The organism is Acinetobacter sp. TAC-1 (assembly GCF_029025845.1).
Classification (GTDB): domain Bacteria; phylum Pseudomonadota; class Gammaproteobacteria; order Pseudomonadales; family Moraxellaceae; genus Acinetobacter; species Acinetobacter guillouiae.
This window is the reverse complement of record NZ_CP118892.1, coordinates 3759996-3781458: the sequence shown is the minus strand read 5'-3', so window position 1 is coordinate 3781458 and position 21463 is coordinate 3759996. Positions and strand designations below refer to the sequence as shown.

Annotated in this window: 16 protein-coding genes and 1 pseudogene; 7 read left to right on the top strand and 10 right to left on the bottom strand. The window is 36.0% G+C overall.

Annotation, left to right across the window (positions count from 1 at the left end):
- Positions 1-17: 17 nt before the first annotated feature.
- The 3 genes from PYV58_RS17695 to PYV58_RS17685 all read right to left on the bottom strand — a co-directional run bounded on the left by PYV58_RS17695 (position 18) and on the right by PYV58_RS17685 (position 5470).
- Positions 18-3614, bottom strand: coding sequence for an AAA family ATPase (locus PYV58_RS17695; protein WP_034610957.1), 3597 nt, complete (start codon positions 3612-3614; stop codon positions 18-20).
- A 9-nt stretch (positions 3615-3623) separates the two neighbouring features.
- Positions 3624-4877: an exonuclease SbcCD subunit D gene (locus tag PYV58_RS17690; protein ID WP_034610954.1), complete on the bottom strand. Its 1254-nt coding sequence runs from the start codon at positions 4875-4877 to the stop codon at positions 3624-3626.
- A gap of 215 nt (positions 4878-5092) precedes the next feature.
- Positions 5093-5470 carry a VOC family protein gene (locus PYV58_RS17685; protein ID WP_004722716.1) on the bottom strand — a complete coding sequence of 126 codons (378 nt, stop codon included), beginning with the start codon at positions 5468-5470 and terminating at the stop codon, positions 5093-5095.
- A 106-nt stretch (positions 5471-5576) separates the two neighbouring features.
- Between PYV58_RS17685 and PYV58_RS17680 the strand changes: the two genes are divergently transcribed.
- Entirely contained in the window at positions 5577-6206 is a 630-nt protein-coding gene (locus PYV58_RS17680; protein ID WP_034610951.1) for a hypothetical protein, read from the top strand.
- Positions 6207-6357: 151 nt separating this feature from the next.
- Here PYV58_RS17680 and PYV58_RS17675 read toward each other — a convergent pair whose 3' ends face one another.
- Positions 6358-7098, bottom strand: a complete 741-nt coding sequence (locus PYV58_RS17675; RefSeq protein ID WP_034610947.1) for an NUDIX domain-containing protein — start codon at positions 7096-7098, stop codon at positions 6358-6360.
- 138 nt (positions 7099-7236) lie between these two features.
- On the opposite strand from PYV58_RS17675, the gene PYV58_RS17670 reads away from it, so the two are divergent.
- Positions 7237-8457 (top strand): hypothetical protein, encoded by a 1221-nt coding sequence (locus PYV58_RS17670; RefSeq protein ID WP_034610942.1) that lies wholly within the window; start codon positions 7237-7239, stop codon positions 8455-8457.
- A gap of 50 nt (positions 8458-8507) precedes the next feature.
- Here PYV58_RS17670 and PYV58_RS17665 read toward each other — a convergent pair whose 3' ends face one another.
- The 3 genes from PYV58_RS17665 to PYV58_RS17655 all read right to left on the bottom strand — a co-directional run bounded on the left by PYV58_RS17665 (position 8508) and on the right by PYV58_RS17655 (position 12205).
- Entirely contained in the window at positions 8508-10004 is a 1497-nt protein-coding gene (locus PYV58_RS17665) for a nicotinate phosphoribosyltransferase (RefSeq protein WP_034610939.1), read from the bottom strand.
- A gap of 18 nt (positions 10005-10022) precedes the next feature.
- Positions 10023-10916 (bottom strand): phosphoribosyltransferase family protein, encoded by an 894-nt coding sequence (locus tag PYV58_RS17660; protein ID WP_034610934.1) that lies wholly within the window; start codon positions 10914-10916, stop codon positions 10023-10025.
- A 584-nt stretch (positions 10917-11500) separates the two neighbouring features.
- Positions 11501-12205, bottom strand: coding sequence for a nitroreductase (locus tag PYV58_RS17655; protein ID WP_034610931.1), 705 nt, complete (start codon positions 12203-12205; stop codon positions 11501-11503).
- Between the two features lie 418 nt (positions 12206-12623).
- Between PYV58_RS17655 and PYV58_RS17650 the strand changes: the two genes are divergently transcribed.
- Entirely contained in the window at positions 12624-13868 is a 1245-nt protein-coding gene (locus PYV58_RS17650) for a DcaP family trimeric outer membrane transporter (RefSeq protein WP_034610928.1), read from the top strand.
- 549 nt (positions 13869-14417) lie between these two features.
- On the top strand, positions 14418-15653 hold the full coding sequence (gltS, locus tag PYV58_RS17645; RefSeq protein WP_004819437.1) for a sodium/glutamate symporter: 1236 nt from the start codon (positions 14418-14420) through the stop codon (positions 15651-15653).
- Positions 15654-15690: 37 nt separating this feature from the next.
- Here the strand turns inward: gltS and chrA are convergent, their stop codons facing one another.
- Positions 15691-16899, bottom strand: a complete 1209-nt coding sequence (gene chrA / locus PYV58_RS17640) for a chromate efflux transporter (RefSeq protein WP_034610924.1) — start codon at positions 16897-16899, stop codon at positions 15691-15693.
- A gap of 254 nt (positions 16900-17153) precedes the next feature.
- On the opposite strand from chrA, the pseudogene PYV58_RS17635 reads away from it, so the two are divergent.
- A pseudogene (locus tag PYV58_RS17635) lies at positions 17154-18023 on the top strand (patatin-like phospholipase family protein); the annotation flags it as partial.
- Positions 18024-18456: 433 nt separating this feature from the next.
- Positions 18457-18978 (top strand): acyl-CoA thioesterase, encoded by a 522-nt coding sequence (locus tag PYV58_RS17630; protein ID WP_004722691.1) that lies wholly within the window; start codon positions 18457-18459, stop codon positions 18976-18978.
- Between the two features lie 183 nt (positions 18979-19161).
- Here PYV58_RS17630 and PYV58_RS17625 read toward each other — a convergent pair whose 3' ends face one another.
- Complete coding sequence (locus PYV58_RS17625) at positions 19162-19503, bottom strand: hypothetical protein (protein WP_034610921.1); 342 nt, start codon at positions 19501-19503, stop codon at positions 19162-19164.
- Between the two features lie 428 nt (positions 19504-19931).
- Here PYV58_RS17625 and PYV58_RS17620 point away from each other — a divergent pair, with 428 nt between their 5' ends.
- Complete coding sequence (locus PYV58_RS17620; RefSeq protein ID WP_034611110.1) at positions 19932-20540, top strand: glutathione S-transferase family protein; 609 nt, start codon at positions 19932-19934, stop codon at positions 20538-20540.
- Positions 20541-20794: 254 nt separating this feature from the next.
- Here PYV58_RS17620 and PYV58_RS17615 read toward each other — a convergent pair whose 3' ends face one another.
- Positions 20795-21022 carry a hypothetical protein gene (locus tag PYV58_RS17615; protein ID WP_004722685.1) on the bottom strand — a complete coding sequence of 76 codons (228 nt, stop codon included), beginning with the start codon at positions 21020-21022 and terminating at the stop codon, positions 20795-20797.
- Between the last annotated feature and the right edge of the window lie 441 nt (positions 21023-21463).

The window sequence follows — 21463 nt, the reverse complement described above, 5'->3', positions numbered from 1 at the left end:
GAAGTGTGAGTTAAACACTAACTCACCACTTCAATCGTACTTGCACCCGCCCCTAAAGGACGCACCTGAATTTGCACAGGAATACGTTCATGCATTTCCTGTATATGTGAAATCAATACAACTTTACGCCCTTGATTCTGCAGTTGATCTAATGCATTCATGACCATATGTAAAGAAGATGCATCCAATGTTCCAAAACCTTCATCGATAAAGAGAGATTCAATTTTCATTGAACCTGATGCCATATTGGCAATTGCCAAAGACAAGGCAAGGGCAGTCAAGAATGACTCACCCCCTGAAAGTGAGGCAACAGAACGGGTTTCACCGTCCATATCATGGTCAATGATGGCAAGACTAAGTGAGTTATCTAACCGCTTTAAGGTATAACGTTGAGACAACATCGCCAATTGTTGGTTGGCATGTTCGAGTAAAATATCCAGATTATACTGTTGTGCATAATCACGGAATTTCTTACCGGTCGCATCTCCCATTAAGCCTGAAATCTTGCCCCAGCGATGTTCTTCCTGTTGTACTTGTTGAATCTGATCAGCAAATTGCTTTTGCTTAGCAACATTTTGCTGATGCAATTCAAGTTTGAGTTTTAACTGATCACGGATTTCAAATTGGGTTTTCAGCGTATTCGCATTATCCAAAATCAATTGTTGTAGCTGTTCAAAATCAATTTCAGGTTGATGAAGCTTATGTTCGGTTAATTGCTCTTGTATGGTGTTAAGTGCTGAGTTGGCTTCATTTAACATTCGTTCAGCATGTTGCAGTTGTTGGCGGATCTGTTGTTCTTGTACCGCCGTGATTTGAGCCAAGTGCTCTAAATCATCAGGCTGAAAAGCTGGATGCTGAGTGAGCCATTGCTGAATATCCTGATTCACTAGATTGAGGTTATTCTGATTGTGTTGTTGCTGGGCTTTGAGTTGTTCGAGCTGACTTTTTTCCTGCTCAAATTGATTGCGTAATTGATTAAAGCTTTGCTTCTGTTGTTGGTAAAGCGTCTGAATTTTCTGATATTCATGCTCATACTGCGTTAACCATTCATTTGGTTTAACTTCGGTTAATCCTGTCATGTTTTGAATGAGTTGATTTGCCAATTCTGTGTTTTGTTGTCCTTTCAGTTTTATCTCGTTCAAGCTATGGGCAGTTTCAGAAATTTGTTTGGCTGCATTCGCTATATTGAGTTGAGCTGTATTGAGTTGCTGTAGATATTGATCATGCTGTTTCGACAATAACTCAAGCTGTTCAAGCTGTTGTGTACGCGTATTTAATTGGCTCAAGATATGTTGTGCTGTGGTGATACTGTACTGTTGCCATGCATTTTTTTCACGCTCAGCTAAGCAACTGACAATATGTTGGACCTGATTGTGTAGGTTATTGGCATTTTGTAATAAATGTTCAGTGTGTTGAACGCTTTGACTTAATTGTTGCTGAATTTTGATGCTTTGAATCCATTGCTTAGATTGTGCTTCCAATTGTTGAATATCAAACTGATATTGCTGGGTAAGTTGCTCCAATTGTTGCTTAATTTCAGATTGTGTCTGAGTTAAGTTCAGCGGGATTTGGGCTGATTGACCTTGTTCAATACACAGCTGTTGTATGACGGTTATTTTTTCAGTCACATTTTGAACAGTGGTCTTAAGTTGTTGCTGTTCGACACTCAATTTGGTCAAGTCTTGTTGAGCCGCTTGCCAAAGGTTAAAGGTTTCTTGTTCCTTGAGCGTGGCTTGTTGTTCCTGTTGTTGTTGTAGCTCAAATAGTGCTTTAGATACAGCAGAATCATCACGGTGATAGGGATGAGTTGTGCTTCCACAAACAACACAAGCTTGACCATCTACTAATTCAGCTCTTAAATGTTCTACATTTTCAGCATGTAATAAGCGTTGCTGTTGTAAAACCTCTTGCAGTTTTAAGCGAGCTTGTTTCGCCGTTTGGAAATCTTGTTCAGTCTGTATTGTGGTTTTTTCAAGTTGTTGAAATTGCGCTGAGCAACGTTTCAATCGGTCATTAAGCTGCTGAGATTCAATCTTTAATTCAAAAAACTGGGCTAATTTTTGCTGTAACGTCGCCAATTGGTTGAGTTGGCTTAGTTTAAATTCACGTTGTTGACGCGTTTGTTCAAGCTGAGTTTCAAGTTTCTCCGCAGTTCCAAATTGATGAATTGAGTCTTGTAATTGTGTTTTTTGCTCAATTAATTTCGTTTCAGCCTGAGATACATTTCCTAATTGATTTTCAATAGATTGATAGTGCTGAATAAATTGAGTTAACTGTTGCACATGTGCAGTTAAACCTTTATCCAAACTTGAGAACTGTTGAGTGTCTGCAAGTTGCTGATTTAAAAGATTTCGTTTTTCTGTAATCTGCTGAATATGATGTTCAAGTTGTTGTTGTTGATTGAGTAGTGGGGTTTTAGACGATTCTAAATCATTTAATTTGGTCTGAATTTTCTTAAATTCGACTCCAATAAAATCCCGCTCCTGGATACATTTTCGTACTTCACTCAAAGACTCACGATGGGTATTTTCAAAATTTTGCTGAACAGTTAAAGCACTTTCAGTTTGGAGAAAACGGGTCTGTTCAGTGTCAAATTGAACTTGTAATGTATCAAAAAGCTGTTGTTGTTTTTGAATTTGTGGTGCGAGTTGCTGTTCGGTTTTTATCAGTTGTTGCTTTTGGAAAATACTAGAGCGAATTTCTGAGAATATTTCTAAACGATTTAAACGTTCACGCTCAGGGATTAAGCCTTGTTGCGTCTGTAACTGTGTATCAAGCAACTGTTGCTTAACGACAATTTCATCATTCAGTTTTTGTTTACGCTCAAACCATTGCTGCTGTTTTTCAAGTTGCGATTTTTCATCTTCAAGTTTTTTATAGTCTTGATTGATGTGTTGGAATTGTATGTGTAATTCAGCGGCATCTTCCTCAGAGAGAAGTTCAATATGGCCGAGAAGATTTTCCAATTCCTTACGTTTTGATGCCACCAATTTGGTTTTTTCATAGGCCAATTGGCCGACTTTTCCAAAAATGGATGAATTGGTTAAATACTCAAGTAATTCACCACGTTCATTGTCACGTGCTTTTAAAAAGGCTGTAACTTCGGACTGTGCCAAAAGAACTGCACGGGTAAATTGCTCAAAACTCAGTTGGGTAATTTTATAAATCGCTGATTCAACGGCTTTGGCTTTATCTGCTATTACTGTTCCATCAGTTAAGCATTTTAAATAGCGTTGGACACTTTGTAGTTTTCCATCTGCTTTTTCACGGGAACGTTTAAGTTCCCAGCGTGCCAAATAATGCTTTTGATCTTGTGCCACAAAACATAATTCAGCAAAGCCGTGTGCGGTACCACGGCGTAGTACAGTCAGTGGTGAGTTGGTTAAAAGTTCAGAGCCATCAACATCCTGTAATTTACCATCACTGTCTTTTAAACGTGGGATTTTATTAAACAGAGCAAGGCACATGGCATCCAAAATGGTTGATTTTCCTGCCCCTGTTTTTCCAACAATCGCCACTAAACCTGCTGAAGCTAATGGTTCAGATTCAAAATCTATAAAATGTTCACCCGAAAGAGATGCGAGATTTTTGAGTCGTATAGATAAAATTTTCACGGCAAACTCCTATGCGTCATGTTGATTTTCAAGCGTTTTTTCGGCTTCTTGTAATAAGCTTAAAAAATCTTTCAAGACCGCATCATCATTGGCATAGCCATTTTTTTCCCAAAGTTGTTGAAAGAGTTTTTCTGGTGTTGGTGGTTCTAAATTGATTGAAGTAATTTCATCGCTATTTTTTTCTGATGTGAAGTATTGTCTTGAGATGCGAACTAAGCGGTAACGGCTTTTAGGCAAGGCATCTTCAAATTGTTGGCGCAAATTGGGCGGAGGGGGAACATCGGTATGGTATTCAATATCGACATATTCACGCTGGTCAATATTTTCAATTTCACCGCTTGCTAATGCCTTTAATTTGGCTAAAACTTCATTCAATTCCCCTTTAATTTTATGCAGTTGTACACTACGGGGAATAAATACACTTTCAAATGAAACCCGTGACTCATCTGTTTTAAGCGGGTCAATATTAACGTCTACAATTTGGTGTTTATAGTTGATTTCACTAAAGGATAAGGGGATAGGTGAGCCACTATAACGGATATGTTCCTGACCAACTTTTTGTGGTTTATGTAAATGTCCGAGCGCAACATAATCAATGCTATCTTCAAACAATGTGGTAGACAGTGCTTCCTCATTGCCAATGATAATCGGGCGTTCAGAATCAGAGGTTTCTCCACCTTGCATATGGGCATGTGACATTAGAATGAGTGCTTGATTATCCGTCTTTCTTTTTCGTGCTTCAGAAATCACCTGTTGATGTAAATAGGCAATGGCATTTTGACTGTTATTGGTTTGTTCATTAAAGCCAGTGATTTCGGCTGAGCGCAGAAACGGTAAGCTTAGGCACCAAGCAATAATATTTTTTTGTTCATCATAAATTGGAATCAGTAAACGATCTAAATCAATTTGACCAAGCTCGTTTTTATGAATCACACCGACTGTTTTAGCGTGATATTTTTCAAGCAGGGGCTCAACTTGTTCAATGCGATAACCTGAATCATGATTACCTGCAATCATTAAGGTTTGCATATGTGGAGCAAGCTGATGTGCATTGGCTAGGAATTGATAGAGCTGTTTTTGCGCAGCAGATGCAGGATTGATGACATCGAATATATCACCCGCAATCAATAGGGCATGGGGCTGCTTTTCTTTGATTTGAACTAATAACCACGCTAAAAATTGCTCATGTTCATACTGGCGAGAATGGTTATAGAAGAATTGTCCCAGATGCCAGTCTGAAGTATGAAGAAAGCGTACAGTCATTAGTTGGATAAGCCTTACAGAATTTAAAATTAAGGTTAAGGTAGCACAAATTGAATGCTTAAATCAGCTGTAAGGCCTTAATCACTTAATATGATCTGTATTTTTTATAAAAATTCTTAAAAAATATTCGCTATCTTTTAATCTCAACTGTTTCATGCAGCCGAATATAGACAGGTTTTTCTCAAACATTCATTTAGATTTTTAATCAATCAAGCTTATTTTGCATTAGGGTCAACTTGGACTAATCCAAAGGTATTATGATCTGCATCTAAAAAATAACCTTGCCAACATTTATTGGGAATAGCAAATTTCTCCATTGCTACTTGTCCACCCAAAGCTAAAATCTTTTCAGCAGTTGTATCAAAATCTTCAACTTCAAAGGAACAGGTAAAAGCATTGGTTCCGCAATGGGTGGGTGGTGTTTGAGCTGGACGCTCCAATAAGCCACCATGTATGTTGGCTGTTTCAATTTGAAAATATTGAATGGGTAGACCTTCAACTTTACTAAATTTCCAACCGAAAACTTCATGATAAAATTTAACTTCACGTTCAGGGTTTGAAGACTGAATTTCAAAGTAGCTTAGTGCGTTCATTGTTATTGTCCAATTTTAAATGTTTTGATTAAGATAATAGAATTTGCAAAGTTGTGATGTATAAATATTGAAAATGAAAGAATGAGGCAATTAAAAGTGATGTGTTATGGATAAAGAAAAATTACATGAATTACGCGCAAAAATTACCATTTCAATCGCAGATGCTTGCACTTTATTAAAACAATATGATGAGATAGCACATTGCATACAAGTTTATCATCAGCAGAATATTGAAAAAATTTGTGTAGCAACAGATTGTGAGGCGGAGCTTGCTCAAGAGTATTATGATGATCCTAGATATCATCACAATCTTGAAAAAATCATTCAAAAAATTAATGAATTTAATCAACGCACAATCAAATTGAGCATAGATGAAAATCCAAAATATGTTGATAAAGTGGGTTTCTTTATTTGGGCAGAAGATGAAAACTTAGAGAGGATACAAAATAAAGGCAATAGAACTTATTTTATTCCGCAAGATGATTTTGCTTATGTCATTAAAATATTTAGATCTTTATTTCCGTTGTTTAGCCCACTGAGAAATGAATTTGAGTGTAGTTTTGATCCTTGTTCAGATAACTATTTTGATCAAAATGCCATACAAGACATTATCTTAAAAATTAAAGATCTGCATTTTAACGAGAGCAAAGTGATGAGTTTTTTAGAAAAACTGGTTTGTTGTTTAGAGGAAAAAATAAAAATAGGAACTTATGTCGTTATTTTTGGAAATCAATAAATGAAATTGAAACGGCAGTTAGAAGTCGATGTGAAGTGATTTAGTGATGTCGATAAGTTAAGACAAAGCTTTTAAGCTTATTGCGTAAATCCCTTTGATTAATCTTTCTAAAGTTTTCATTGTTTGCTGTTATCCAAATAATACAAAGCGCTTAAGTGGTTTCCCTCGGGTACTCTAAAATTCGAGGAAAATGGAAATCATAACTTTGTAGCGCAAACTTATACAATTGAGCAGGACGTTTGCCCGCAATTTTAGTTTGGTTTGTTTCCTCAACTGCGCCAGCTTCAATCATACGCCGTCTAAATGACTTCTTCTCTAAGCTTTGTCCCAAAATAATTTCATAAATCTGCTGTAGCTCAGTCAAAGTAAACAGTTTAGGCATCAAACTGACGGGTAAGGCTGTATAACGTGCCTTACTACTTAAACGGTCAACAGCTATATCTAAAAGCTGTAAATGATCAAAAGCCAAGTCTAATTTTTTTGCCTCAGCAATTGAAACCCACTCGCTATATTCATTTTGTTCAGAGGCAATCTGTTGAAACGCTTTGAAATCAATCAGGGCAAAATATAAAGCTGTTACAGCCCATCCACGAGGATCACGTGTTGCATTGCCAACCGTTGCAACTTGTTCCAAATGCGGTGATTGAAGCCCAGTTTTTTCAACCAATTTACGATGTGCTGTTGCCATCAAATCTTGATCTTTAGACAAATCGACAAAACCACCTGGGAGTGCCCATTTATCTTTTTGTGGGAAATTAGAACGTTTAATCAATAAAACCTGTAGTTGACCCGCATCAACAGAAAAAATCGCCATATCCACTGTAAGTAATGGGGATTCATAGTCCTTTTTATTATAGTTAGAGAGAAATTCCTGTTCAGAGTTAAAGGTCACTGTAAGGCTCACTTGCTTTTATGAAGTCAAAGGTAAATAGAATTATTGCAGGGTATAGGATATTAGCCAAGCAAAATAAGTGATATAAGATTGTTTATAAAAAGTTTAAAAACAAAAAATCTGTATAAAAGGTGAATTATGAAAAAAATAGCGATTTTTTCAACAATGAGTTTGTTGTTGCTATCAGGTTGTGGTGGTGATAATTCTAATTCTATTCGGAATGAAAATCGGTCTAGTTATATAACAATCAAAGGTGATGGTGTAAATGAAACCCTAAAATTTGATGATTCGCAACTCACTTATAAAATTTCAGCGGTAGGAAATCAACCAATTACAACTGTTAGTTTTGCTAATAAAGATGGTTCTGACTCTTCTGTCGTTGAATTGAATAGCGGTAACAAAGCTAAACTCGCTATGCTGTTTAAAGACACTGGTACAAAAGATGTAAAATTTGTTTTTTGTTTTCCTCCCTATGATTGCTCATCAAATACAATTTATTCAATTAAAGATTTGAACCATCAAAAACAGATCCAAGTCATTTTAAAAGATGCGCCAAACCAATATTATCGTGGAGATGCTTCAGAATTAACAGGTTTTAATAATCTTAAATCTGTTTTAATCGCAGGAGAATTAAATTATTTTGCCCAAAGCAATTGGCCAATTTTTCAAAGTAATCGCTTTCCGATTTTAAAAGTTCGAGGTAAAGTGATCTATGATAGCGAAGAATATTATGTTGAAAGTTATGGAGAATTTGATACCTTCTTGGAAGGTAAACTATATTGGACTGATAAGAAATTAGTTTTAAAAAATGAAGATAAAACGATCTATCTATCAATAAGAAAATATAATAATACTTATTCTGAAAATGCAATTTCGATCACAGTGTCAGATGATGCAGATACTTATACTATTTCAAATTTAGTAAGTGAGATTTGGTCTAATTCTAACGAAGGGTTCGAACTAAATTTAGATAATCTTATTTTAAAAAGTTATACTGAGAAAACTAAAATTTTAAGTTCAAATGTATATGTGCCATTTGACCAATATAATTTAACTTTAAATCAGTCAATTCAACTAGTACCAATTCAAAAGAATGCATATGTTCAAACAATAAACGATCAAAAAATATATCAAATGTCTTTTAAAAATAATGAAACCTTTCAGATTAATCAAGAGTTTAAAGGACACTTAAGCTTAACCTATATGCAGGGTGAAGATACAATTTCATGTGGAGACCGAAATACAAGTTGTAAAGGGTTAAGTGTAGATAATCTAAAACAAAACTTTACTTTTGATAATGTGAAAATAGGATCAGATACCATCAATGGAAATTTCTATTTTGCTGGTGTTTTTCAATAATTTTTGTTTTCGCATTCAGCTTTATCCAAAGCTGAATGCTTACTTTTAGATTATAATTTGCATGCCAATCGCTCCCGAATTTCATTCAAACGACACGCTCGAATCAATTGCCCATTTTCAAACACCGTTTTTAACTCACCTTGTTGCTCTTGTTCCATGGTTTGCTGATCAAATAACACAAATCCATCTTCAGTTTTTTCTACACGAAGTAAACCTTTGGCAGATTTCTTTATACCAGAATCAGTGATCGGATCTTTAAATAATTCACGTGGAACACCGTTGACTTGTCCCCAAGTGGCTTTAACTGCAAAACCAAATGTGTCACGTGTTAAATAGTTATAAGTATAACTACCGATGCCAAAGACCAGATTATTTGAAGCATAGCCCTTCGCTTCCAGCCCTTGAACAATATTTAAAGCACGTTCCAAAGTAATCGAGTCACCATAAATCAAACCAACACGCTCATTTAAAACTTTATAGCCTTGATCTGTTTCGGTTCCGCCAAAGATTTCCCATAAACATTGCACAGCGCCTTTATAAGCTGGACTGCCCATTTCAGCTTCAGGGTCACCGCAAATGATTTTTACAGGATCACCAGAGTCAGGACGGAAAACCAATTTAGCCAAACCTAAGGCATTTGGCTGGCGAGCTAGAATTTCGTCTTTTAACTCCACAGTAAATTCTGTAATCACTCGCCAAAAATCCCAAGTATCCGATACGATACTGACCACACCTGATGGATAAAGCTCAGTGATTAAACGTCTAAAAGTTTCAATTTCGTTGTCTTCACTGCCCATACACATCACACTATGTTCAGTTGCTGGAACCGAAACACCTACAATGCCGTCTGCATCGTAATATTCTTCTGCATAATCAATTGCTGAAACCGCGTCTGTACCGATAAAGCTGGTTAAATGTCCTACACCATTTTGTGTGGCATCATAAATCCCACTCATGCCGCGACTACTAAAATCATGGCCTTGTACAGCAACGAAGTCTAAAGGTGCACCTGTTTTAATCGCATATGCTGTCAGTAAGCGTTTGTATTCAAATGCAATCGTTGCTGTCGTACAACTTTTCCATAATTCAGCACTGAGTACTGTTTCTAAGTAGTTGGTTAACCAAAAGAACTCAGGTAGGGTATTTACAATAGTGAGTACAGGTACTTTTATATTGACACGGCTGCCTTCTTCTAGCGCCTTGATTCGGATTGGTAAATAGCCTAAGTCATATAAAGCTTCGATATGATCGACTGGTACTGCGCCGTCACCCAATGCGTTATCCATTCTACGTTTATATCTAGCAATCACTTTTGCCTTATCTTGTTGGAAAAAACCTTCATTCCAAGTCTCAATCAAAAAGTGTTTGATAAAGCCTTGTAAGCCAAAGAACACGATTTTATCGTCGAAATCAGGCAACATTTTTGCTAAACGAGAAGAGCGTGGCGTGAAATTGGCATAAACATATTCTGTGCCAACAGGATACTGACGTCTGTGATCTGCTTTATAAAAGTCAATTGCATTCAGTGGATTGATTTTTAAGCTCATTCTTATTCTCCAAAATAATTAAAATGAATTGAAACGACTAAATGAAATGACGTTTAGATTTGGATGTTCAGTTTGTGGAAAGCTCGTCGTAGTAAAAATTTGATCAACCAATCCTTCAAATACATGCATACCTTTACTAAAGATCCCGTGAGTTACATACAAAATCACATGTTGGCAATTTAATTTTTTTAACTCTTGTGCAATACCAATAAAAGTTGCACCACCATCACAAATATCGTCTGTGATCACAGCTGTTTTTCCAGTTAAATCAGTTGCATTGACTTGAGCATTCTGAATTTTTCCTGTGATGGCATCACGGTTTTTTTCACAGTAGACCATTTCGATTTCGTGATCTCTTAAGCTATTGATGACTTTGGCAATCGTTTTGGTCCGTTGTTTTGCACCTGCATCTGGACAGATTAAAACGGTGTTTTGAGCAATTAAAATGTCTTGTAACTTTGAATTTTGCAGAATGATTTCACTTGGTTGAACATTCTCAATCTCAAAAAAATGGGTGTTTTCATTTAAAAGTTTTTCAGTAACACAACTATGTGCATCCCAAACTTTGATTGATTTACGTTGTTGTGGAAATTGTTCAGTATTGATATTTAATAATTTTGTCATCAGTTCTAATGAGAATGCCTGTCCCATCGCACAGATTCGATCTTGGCGTGCGTATGGAAAATAGGGGATTTCTAAATCAATTTCTAAACCTTGATTGAGTAATACATTTTCAATTAACAAGTAATCCATCAAATCTTGCGTGTTACTGATTTTGGCTTGAATCTGAATTTGCCCTTTCAACATTTTTAACGTATCTGCTGAAATTTGAACATGTCGTTCACCACCCGCAAACTGAATATTTTGAATAGGGATAATATTGTTGTTTGAATCTTTGACTTGGATAGACATGTTGCTTATACCTATAAGGTGGCTTATTGACAATACATATATAGTGTCATAAAGCCCATTTAATTATCAATATTACTTTACAAAAGATTACAAACCTGAGTCTTAGATGCTTTTTGATTGGATTTTTATTTAAGTCATTGTTTTATTTTTTAATATTTAGTGTGTGAGAGCGTGCTAATTTTTTTAATGCTGTCTATTATTCGAGATTTCACAGGTTTTAATCCCTAGACATTTATTATGTAAGAAACAGCAGGGGATCGCTAAAAGACGATAGCTATATAAAGACAGCTACGATAAAAAGCCCTTACTATAAGAAAATATGTACTTTAACAAGGCAGGGGGGATGATTCATTCGTTGAAATATTCATGTCCAACTGATACAGAACAATAGATCTTTTAAAAATCAAAAAATGCTCATGTGGATTAAATTATATTGGTATTGAAAGTTCCTTCTTCACCTTTCGAGAAGGTTAGAATGAGGAACTTTTATGTTGAACTCAGTTTTAAAAAGGGCTTTTGAAAGAAGCCGAATAAAAATATTTTAAAATGACTTAAATTATTGAAGGCAGTTAAATAAAGTCGTTCTAATCCAAGAACACGGTAAAGCTTTCAACAGGTTCACGCGGGGTAATAAATGTATTTACAATATGATCTGGATCGGCATAGCCCAATACAACCGCACAGACTAACTCCTCATCATCAGGCGCATTGAGTACCTCTAAGACAATACGATGAAAATGATTCCATGCAGCTTGAGGACAACTGTCTATACCGCGTGCTTTGGCTGCAATCATAACGTTTTGCACCATCATGGAAATGTCCATTTTAGCGCCAGTTCCCATGATTTTATTTACAGTAAAATACAGCACAACAGGTGCATCAAAAAGCTGATAATTTCTTAAATGTTGTGCCGCCATTTTTTCTTTTTCGCTTTTTTGAATCGCCAAAAGTCCATACAGCCCCCAACCATTTTCACGACGACGATCAATAAATGGAGAAATCCAAGTGGTTGGGTAGTATGAAAAGCTCGCAGTATGCTGTTCGGCAAGTTCTGGTCGGGTAAATAATTCGATTTGAGCAGCACATACACGGTCAATCATTTCTTGCCGTTTGTTACCAGTGACGACATATACTTTCCACGGCTGGGTATTTGCTCCTGATGGCGCACGACAGGCAACTTTTAAAATATCTTTAATAATAGATAAATCGATAGGTTTAGCCAAAAATGCACGTACTGAATGACGGCTTGTAATTGCTTGATCTATCACTTGAACCTGTTCTAAAAACATAAAAGTCCTTTATTGGTCTAATTTTTCATCAAATAGACTATATACGATAGTCGTAGAGGCGTAATATTCATTTTTTGAAACTTTAGCTAAGCCCTAGATTATATAATGATTATAGAAATACTAATCTGAAAAAAGAATTGAAATTAAAGTATTATTCGATAAAACTGATTTAATAAAGGGGTTGAGTTACGCTAGATTACAAAGGTGTAAGAATTATACACAAATTGTTACTTTTGGGTTTTAACTTAGTTTCAACGCTTTCATAATTTAATAGCAAGCATATATGTGCAAAGTTTTTTTTATGTGGTGTTTGAGAAACTACTGAAGAAAACAAGAAAAATTGATTTTTTAGCAAAGTATTGGGGTTAAAAGATCAAATTGTACGGATGCACATCATAAATAAGGCTAGGAGTATTTCATGAGTCTATTCACAAATCGTAAGTCATTGATCGTCAAAAGTTTAGCATTAACAGTAACAGCTTTGATGGTAAATACAGCTCAAGCTGCTACTGACAGTCAAGAGATTCAACAATTACGCAATGAAGTTCAAGAATTAAAAGCACTTCTTCAACAGCAACAGCAGCAAGTAAGATTAGTTGAATCTAAAGTTCAAGCAGCGCCATCTTCTTCTTCAGTTGGCTTAAAGTCTAAGTCTGGTGCAGATATCAATATTTATGGTTTTGTTCGTGGTGATGCGAACTATATCATTGAAGGCGGTGATGACGACTTCAACAAAATCAGTTCAACCAATGGCGAAGCGAAAGATAAACTCCGTGCTACAGCAAAAACAACACGTATCGGTTTAGATTTTAATACACCAGTAGGCGATGCTAAAGTTGGTGGTAAAGTTGAAGTTGACTTTGCAGGTAATGGTGTAAATGAAAACCTTCGTATTCGTCATGCTTATTTAACCTATAACAACTGGTTATTTGGTCAAACAACATCTAACTTCCTATCTAGCCATGCGCCAGAAATGATTGACTTTGCAACTAACGCAGGTGGCGGTACTACACGTATTCCACAAGTACGCTATGCATACAATTTGGCACCGACTACAAAATTATTAGTTGCTGCTGAAGAGGGTAATAGTACTGGAGTTACAGGTACAGCAGTTAAATATAGTCTTCCTGTATTAACTGGTAAAATTACACAATCATATGCTGATGGCAACGGTAATGCATCTGCACGTGTTTTAGTGGAAAACTATAAAGATAACAATGTTGGCAAAGATAAGACTGGTTGGGGTGTTGCAGTTGGTACAGACTTTAAAGTTGCTGATCCTTTAAAACTTTTTGCTGATGCATCTTATGTAGTTGGTAATAGCAACTACTTATACGGAAGTAACAATGCATATTCTGTGGTAAATGGTGATATTGAACAGAATGAATTCACTGCGCTTCAAGTGGGTGGGACATATAAAATCTTACCTAACTTACGTTCAACTTTAGCGTATGGTGCATTGTTTGCTGACAACGGTACAGATTTTGCCAAAGCAAACCAAACTGCAAATGAAAAAATTCAACAAGCTTGGTTAAACGTGATCTATTCTCCAGCGAAACCGATTGATTTAGGTATCGAGTATATCAACGGTAAGCGTGAAACTTTCGCGGGTCAATCTTATAAAGATAACCGTGTAGGTTTAATGGCGAAATACAATTTCTAATTCCAACTTAGAAATTTATTGATCCAAAAAGCCGAGGAATGATCCTCGGTTTTTTAATGCCTGAGTATTGATGTCAAAAATAATCATCAAATCAATATCATTTCAAATAATGAATAATATTGTAAAAACATAAGACATTTGCTTAAAAAAATGCATAATTAACCCACTTTTTTTTGTATGTTCATATTATCGTATAGATAAATGATCTGTTTTGGCCTGTTCTTGTAAAGCGAATGACTTATGAGGACTGTATTTCTCATTGTTTGATGAAATGATCTTTTATCAATAATAGGAGTAACATCATGACCATTTTCTTTTCTAAATTTTTGCAGCATTGCAATTCTGTTTATATCTAATCGCTAATGTATTTATCGCGATAAGCCTTTTTGATTTTCAATGTTGAAAATCTGCGTTTTATTTTAATTTTTTGTTGTATATATCAGGCAATTAGGTAATCACTGAATCTGAGTGATTTTAAGTCTGCTACTATGGAATAGCATTTCTATATCTATACAACAAAAAATCTAGCCAAAGAATGGACAATTACTTATGGAATTTTCTTTTAATGCCTTCTATACGTTGATTGCAGCGGTCATCGTATTGTTATTGGGTCGTTTCCTGGTCAATAAGATTGATTTTCTCCGTAAATATAATATTCCAGAACCTGTTGCTGGGGGACTTGTTGCCGCAATTTTGTCTTTACTCATCCATAATTTCTGGGGCTATAGCATTACCACAAGTAGTGAATTGCAAACCAGTTTCATGTTGGTATTTTTCGCTTCGATTGGTTTAAGTGCAAACTTTGCAAAATTAAAAGAAGGCGGTTTTGGTTTAGTCGTTTTTTTAATTTGTGTTGCCTCATTTATTGTCGTACAAGACTTTGTTGGGATTGGGTTGGCAACGGCCATGGGTCTAGACCCGCTGATTGGTTTGATTGCGGGTTCAATTACCCTCACAGGTGGACATGGTACAGCAGGTGCTTGGGGTGAGATTTTAGAAACCCAGCATGGTATTCAAGGTGCATTAGCATTAGGTATGGCAAGTGCAACCTTTGGTTTAATTATTGGTGGGATCATCGGTGGTCCATTGGCCAAGCTACTGATTAACCGTTATCAGTTATCTAATCCAAAGACACAAAAAGAAGTGGATGAGACCAATCAGCAAGCTGTTTCTGATCTTGGTGAATATGTTCCCTTTGAATATCCACATCAAGTCCGTTTGATTACTGCAGATAATGCGATTACAACATTGGGACTTTTTGCAGCATGTTTGGCTTTTGCTGAATTTATGACAGGTTACAGTAAAGGACAATGGTTTGAGCTGCCAACATTTGTTTGGGCGCTCGCTGGAGGTGTTATTCTTCGAAATGTGCTTGAAGGCATTTTAAGAGTTAAAATGTTTGATCGTGCGATCGATGTGTTTGGTAATGCAGCACTGTCACTTTATCTAGCGATGGCTTTACTTTCATTAAAACTTTGGCAGTTAGCAGATTTAGCCGGGCCATTGGTGATTATTCTGAGTGCACAAACATTAACGATGGCTTTATATGCTGCTTTCGTGACATTCCGTGTAATGGGGAAAAATTACGATGCAGCGGTATTGGCTGCAGGGCATTGTGGTTTTGGTATGGGTGCAACACCAACAGCTGTTGCAAATATGCAGGCCATTACCAATATGTACGGTCCTTCACATAAAGCATTTTTGATTGTTCCGCTTTGTGGTGCTTTTTTTGTCGACTTAATTAATGCAACAGTGATTCAATTAATTCTAAAATTTATCGCTTAATCTTTAGATTTAAAAAGCCAGTGATATCACTGGCTTTTTAAATGAAATTCAGCAAGGCATAATGAATAAATAAAAGACTAGGAATACTGATAAAAATTGAAATTTTAAGTTTTAAACTCAATAGCATTAAACAGGTTGTGAGGATATCTAATGGACTGCCCATGATTTTTTGTAGCATGGGGACAATCACAGACAAGATAAATCCAACAACTGCGGCATTGATGAGCATTACAGAATTTTCAATATAACGATTCTCAAGTTGCTTAGACCAGTAAGGCAAAGCTAAAAAAACAAAGAAAAAAGAAGGCAGAAAGATCAACAGTGTTGTTATGGCCGCATTAACAATGGGAAAAGTGGTAAGGGGCAAATATGCACCAAGATAACTGGCAAAGCTAAACAGTGGTCCTGGCATAAATTGCGCAAGTGTGTAGCCTAATTCAAAATCTTGTTTACTGATTAGCCCTGTATTGACAAGGTCTTGGTGCAGCATAGGAAGAACCACATGACCACCACCAAAGACCAAAGCGCCTGTTTTATAAAAACTAAAACTGGCTTGAAAGAACAGCTTGTTGGAAAAAAGCATTGCCAAGCACAAGGCGAAAAAGATTGAAATAAAGCCAATCAACCAGATTGAATGATGACGATGAGCGGTTGGTAAGGTGTTAAAATTTATATGCTGTTTTTCGATAGCAAGATCATTTGAATCCTTTTGAATATATGCAAATCGCGTCATTAAAACGGCTAAACAACCAGTACCGAGAATAATCACAAGTTGTATCCAAGCATTGGAAAACAGCAGGAGCAACCCAGTACTAACAAGCATTAAGGCAAAATGTAGTTTGGTTTTACAATAGCTTTTAAACATCTGTAAAAAAGCAAAGACAATAATTGCCAAGATGATTGAGTGGATTGTTGAAAATAAGGTTAAATTAAAAACTGGATGCTGCTGAATGAATCGTGCTAAGCCAAACATTAGCAAGGCTGAAGGAAGGGTAAACCCAATCCAAGCCACAATTGCGCCTAAATGTCGATGTTGTAAATAGCCGATAGCCATGCCCATTTGACTACTACTTGGGCCTGGAAGTAATTGGGTAAGTGCAAGCAGTTGAGCATATTGCTGCTCATTTAACCAATGCTTTTTCTTTACAAAAACCTGTTTAAAGTACACTAAATGTGCGGCTGGACCACCAAAGCTGCTACAGCCTAATTTTAAAAAAATCCAAAAAATTTCAAAAAGTGTGGGCATATTTTTAGGATTATTTTAGACACTGATTTTTATAATCTAATCGAAAATCATGACAGAATAAATAAATACAACAGCAAATCATTGCAAATTATGCTTAGATACATGCGAATTTAGATTGTGTCATGATCTGAGAGTATATGTCATTATTAAATAAAACCTTAGCTGCTTTGTTTTGTGGTTTATTGCTAACTGCATGCGCACATTCACCCGAAAAAAAATCTCAAGCCAGTAGCTTAGCAACCCAACAGGTTTTAGAAGCCACTTCACGATTGGACAATACTTTTTATCAATACAAACAATTGTCAAAGAAAAAGCCTGTGATTGCTTTGGTTTTAGGCAGTGGGGGCGCGCGTGGTTATGCCCACATTGGTGTAATCGAAGTGCTGGAACAACATGGTATTAAGCCTGATTTTATTGTTGGAACAAGTGCGGGAAGTATCGTTGGTTCAATTTATGCCAGTGGGAAATCGCCTGAACAATTACGTCAAATTGCACTCAATATGAAAGTGGGTGATGTACGCGATTTTAAAATTGGGATGAAAGGTTTTTTTGACGGGCAAAAAGTTGAGGATTATGTCAATAAGCAAATCGATCAAATGCCTTTAGAAAAGATGAAGATCCCGATGTATGTGGTTGCTACAGAATTACAAAATGGTGAAAAAACAATTTTTAATTATGGCAATACTGGGCAAGCTGTAAGAGCTTCTGTATCTATTCCAAGTATGTTTATTCCCACAAAAATTAAAGGTAAGGAATATGTTGACGGTGGCTTGGTTAGCCCCGTACCCGTGAATATCGCCAAAGAATTAGGTGCAGATATCGTGATTGCAGTGGATATATTGGCACAACCTGTTAATACTGAAACCACGAATGTCTGGGGGCTGTTTAACCAAAATATCAATATCATGCAAAATCGATTAGCAGCAGAAGAATTAAAAAATGCAGATATTGTGATTCAGCCAGATTTACGCGAAAAAGCACATATTTTTGATGTAAAAGGCCGTCAGGATACCATGCAAGCCGGAATCGATGCTGCCAATCAACGTATGCATGATCTAGATGTGGTTATTGCCAGTAAGAAAAGTCTTGAAACTGCTCAGCAGCAATATCAAGTTCAAAACTAAGATCAATCGTAATAGATCCATTTAAAAATATTATGCTTTTATCACTGTATGATTATTTGAATAAGGATGATGTGCTATAGCGGTCATCTGTTTATTTAAATCTATGATGATTAAATTTGTTATGGGTAAAAGTAAGAATTGTGACACTATCCCATACTATTCTTGGAATCATCCCTGTAAACATTGATCATTGTTATCAAATTCAACACCAATTATCGGATCAGCAAAGACTTAGATATGGCAAGATTGCAGCGCGAATATTGTAAAAAATAGAAAATGATTGATAAACCAATAAGATATACCTCAAATAAATGACTATAGTCATAATCATAAATTGAGAGAATGGTCAATTGCCGAATTAAACATGTTTTTTAGCTGAAAAGATATATAATAATAGACTTAAATCTCCTGCCAAAATAGAGTCTAGAATACGATGTCTCCATTAGATCAAATGATCCCAGCTACAGATGACCAGTCAGAATTAACCATGTCCGTTTTGATGACCCCAGATATGGCCAACTTTTCAGGTAATGTACACGGTGGAACCATCCTTAAGTTGCTTGATCAAGTCGCTTATGCATGTGCAAGTCGTTATTCAGGTAGTTATGTTGTAACACTTTCAGTCGATAAAGTGAATTTCAAAGAGCCAATTCATGTGGGTGAAATGGTCAGCTTCCTTGCCAGTGTCAACCATGTTGGTCGTACCTCCATGGAAATCGGGATTCGTGTTGAAGCACAAAATATCCAAAAACGTACAGTACGCCATACCAACAGTTGCTATTTCACCATGGTGGCCGTAGATGAAAATGGTAAGCCACAGCAAATTCCAGCTTTAAATCTGGATAATGATTGGAAACGCTGTCGTTTTGAAGCGGCTGAGCAACGTAAAGTGGCGCGTTTACAAGAAAATCATCATCCTTCTTGCAGTATTTATAAAAAAGCTTCAAATGGTTAATTGATCGCATTGCCCCCTCGTTACCAATGAGGGGGAGTTTTAGATATTAATATTAGATAGTCTCAAAATTTAAATGAAATGTGGTTAGCGTGATACGACCTTTTTGACAGCACTAAGCTTAAGGTATAGACGCTTAAACATAAATTCAAACGATAAAAATTTGATAAAGACAGAGCAGTACTTTTAATTGACTTTGTTAAGAACACGTCCATCTACAGTCATGCTCCATGTCCCATTGGCAGTTTGTTGCGGTGCTTGAGAAACTTTAAACTCAGTTGAAAGTGGTCCAATGCCAGCACTAAAGCTATTGCCTTCAAATTTAGAAATTGGGGCAGATACAGATGAACTTGAATTAGGTTGTTTATTGCTATATTCAACGCGGCCTTCAGGTGTAATCATCAAATTTACACTGCCATCCTCACTTTGCCACGTGCCTGAGTAGTTTTGCTTATCTGTCGGTAACGGTTTGCTACATGCAACAAGTAGGGTGCTGATGACGCCTAAACCGATCAGTTTTTTTAACATTTTAAATTCCTCGTTAGTCTTGATATGTCAGGTTTTAATTATAAATTTATCAATTTTACAAACTGATTTAAGTGCAAAATAGTATAGCTGAATTATTCAATAATTCGAATTAGAAAAGCACTCAGGGGGCATAATGGGTGTATGTACGAGTTATCTTAAAGATTAAAGATCAGAAAAATGAAGTTATTGGGTGACTTTAAATTTTTTTAAAAGTGCAATTTATATAAAAAATATTCTAAATTATTGGTTTGGATCAATCGCGATACTGTGGGTAAACCACATTTAATCTTTTCTGTAGTTTAGAGCCTTTATGAAAGGATGGAATTTATTTTTTTAGAAAGGAAGCACTTTGCTTTTGCATATAAATTAATCATTCTTAGTGATATTTTGATTATACTCAAAGCACGATAAAAATGGATTTAAAAACAATGAAACTTTATACCAATGCTCATTCTCGTGGAAATACCATTTTACCTTTATTAAAAGAATTAGATATCGAAGATCAAGTCGAAATTATTCAAGTGGATTATAAAGACTTGAATCAGCCTGAATATTTGGTACTGAATCCGATGGCTAAGATTCCTTTTTTAGTGGATCAAGGTTCTGTCATTTCTGAGACGCCTGCAATCTTTGCATATTTAGCAGACAAATATATTGAGAAAGGTTTCGCACCCGCATTGAATGATCCTAAGCGTGGAGAATATTTAAAATGGTTATTCTTTTGCCACGGACCTTTGACTGAGTTTATGGATATTAAAAGCTTAGGTATTTCAACAGAACAAATTCAGGAACGGAGAAGAAGTCTAGGCTTTGGTACAGAAGAAACAATTTATAACTTTATTAAAATTGGGCTAAAGCAAGCAAATCCTTATTTGCTGGGGCATCAAATTTCTGCGGCAGATTTGTTTTTAGCATACTGGCTGATCTTCGCCATCTCTTTTAAAATTGTGCCATATCTAGACGAATTTAAACCGTTTATTCAGTTGATTCAACAGCGTGATACCGTAAAAGGTGTCGCTTGGATTCAGGCAGTTTAGCGGAGTTTGTTCAAGGATGAATATGGTTTAAAAAATGGTTTTAAATTTATCTGGATGATTCAGAATAGTGACAATTTAAATATTATTGGTTGTTTTACAGATAAAGTAGCTGCTGAAAAATACATTTATGATCATCAGCTTAAGTTAATAATATCAGAAAAAATAAAAAGACTAAATCGCAGCATGATCTAGTCTTTTTATTCAGATCGTCTTTTCAGACAACCCAATTGCTAACTCGGGAGGAGTATTAAATCTTATTGACCTGCTTGAGGAGCAGAAGTCGCTGGAGCTTCAGCAGCGCTTTCAGTCGCAGGTTGAGCTGTAGGTTGACCAGCAGCTTGAGTATCTTCAGCTGCAGCTGGTTGTTCTTGAGTTGATACAACAACTTGTTCAGCTTCAGTTGCAGCTGTATCAGTAGCAGCAAAAGTTGAGAAAGCAGTGAAAGCAAGTGTAGTAGCTAAAAGTGTTTTAACGAGTTTCATTTTTTGGCATCCTTAATTCATTGAATTGATCGTATAACGACCTGTGAGAGCGTCAGTTGTTAAATGCGTTGCTGATCACAGGGAGTAGTGTCATGCTAAGTGCAGATGAAAAAATGGGCAACCTAAGCAACAAAGCGTAACAGACAGGTTTACATGTTTAAAACAAATCATTGTATTATGTTGCTTTTTTGTGACTCATTGACTTTTACCAATAGGTAAAAATGTATGTAAATATGAAAAGTTGATTAAAAAATACACTACATTGTTACTTACAATTAACATTCACGATGCAATCTTTATGAATGGTGTATTGGAGTTTTGGATTGTTTTTGTAATTTTAATTTAAAAAATAGATTTAAAACCTGAAATTATTGGCACATTTTCAGTAATAATAAGAAGCGCCGCGATAACCGTCAATTTCTTTCATTTAATCTGCTGAGT

Excerpts from the sequence above, each read along its gene's own strand:
- PYV58_RS17690 (WP_034610954.1), bottom strand. The coding sequence starts at position 4,877 with ATGACTGTACGCTTTCTTCATACTTCAGACTGGCATCTGGGACAATTC.
- PYV58_RS17685 (WP_004722716.1), bottom strand. The coding sequence starts at position 5,470 with ATGAACGCACTAAGCTACTTTGAAATTCAGTCTTCAAACCCTGAACGT.
- PYV58_RS17680 (WP_034610951.1), top strand. The coding sequence starts at position 5,577 with ATGGATAAAGAAAAATTACATGAATTACGCGCAAAAATTACCATTTCA.
- PYV58_RS17670 (WP_034610942.1), top strand. The coding sequence starts at position 7,237 with ATGAAAAAAATAGCGATTTTTTCAACAATGAGTTTGTTGTTGCTATCA.
- PYV58_RS17665 (WP_034610939.1), bottom strand. The coding sequence starts at position 10,004 with ATGAGCTTAAAAATCAATCCACTGAATGCAATTGACTTTTATAAAGCA.
- PYV58_RS17660 (WP_034610934.1), bottom strand. The coding sequence starts at position 10,916 with ATGTCTATCCAAGTCAAAGATTCAAACAACAATATTATCCCTATTCAA.
- PYV58_RS17655 (WP_034610931.1), bottom strand. The coding sequence starts at position 12,205 with ATGTTTTTAGAACAGGTTCAAGTGATAGATCAAGCAATTACAAGCCGT.
- PYV58_RS17650 (WP_034610928.1), top strand. The coding sequence starts at position 12,624 with ATGAGTCTATTCACAAATCGTAAGTCATTGATCGTCAAAAGTTTAGCA.
- gltS (WP_004819437.1), top strand. The coding sequence starts at position 14,418 with ATGGAATTTTCTTTTAATGCCTTCTATACGTTGATTGCAGCGGTCATC.
- chrA (WP_034610924.1), bottom strand. The coding sequence starts at position 16,899 with ATGCCCACACTTTTTGAAATTTTTTGGATTTTTTTAAAATTAGGCTGT.
- PYV58_RS17630 (WP_004722691.1), top strand. The coding sequence starts at position 18,457 with ATGTCTCCATTAGATCAAATGATCCCAGCTACAGATGACCAGTCAGAA.
- PYV58_RS17625 (WP_034610921.1), bottom strand. The coding sequence starts at position 19,503 with ATGTTAAAAAAACTGATCGGTTTAGGCGTCATCAGCACCCTACTTGTT.
- PYV58_RS17620 (WP_034611110.1), top strand. The coding sequence starts at position 19,932 with ATGAAACTTTATACCAATGCTCATTCTCGTGGAAATACCATTTTACCT.
- PYV58_RS17615 (WP_004722685.1), bottom strand. The coding sequence starts at position 21,022 with ATGAAACTCGTTAAAACACTTTTAGCTACTACACTTGCTTTCACTGCT.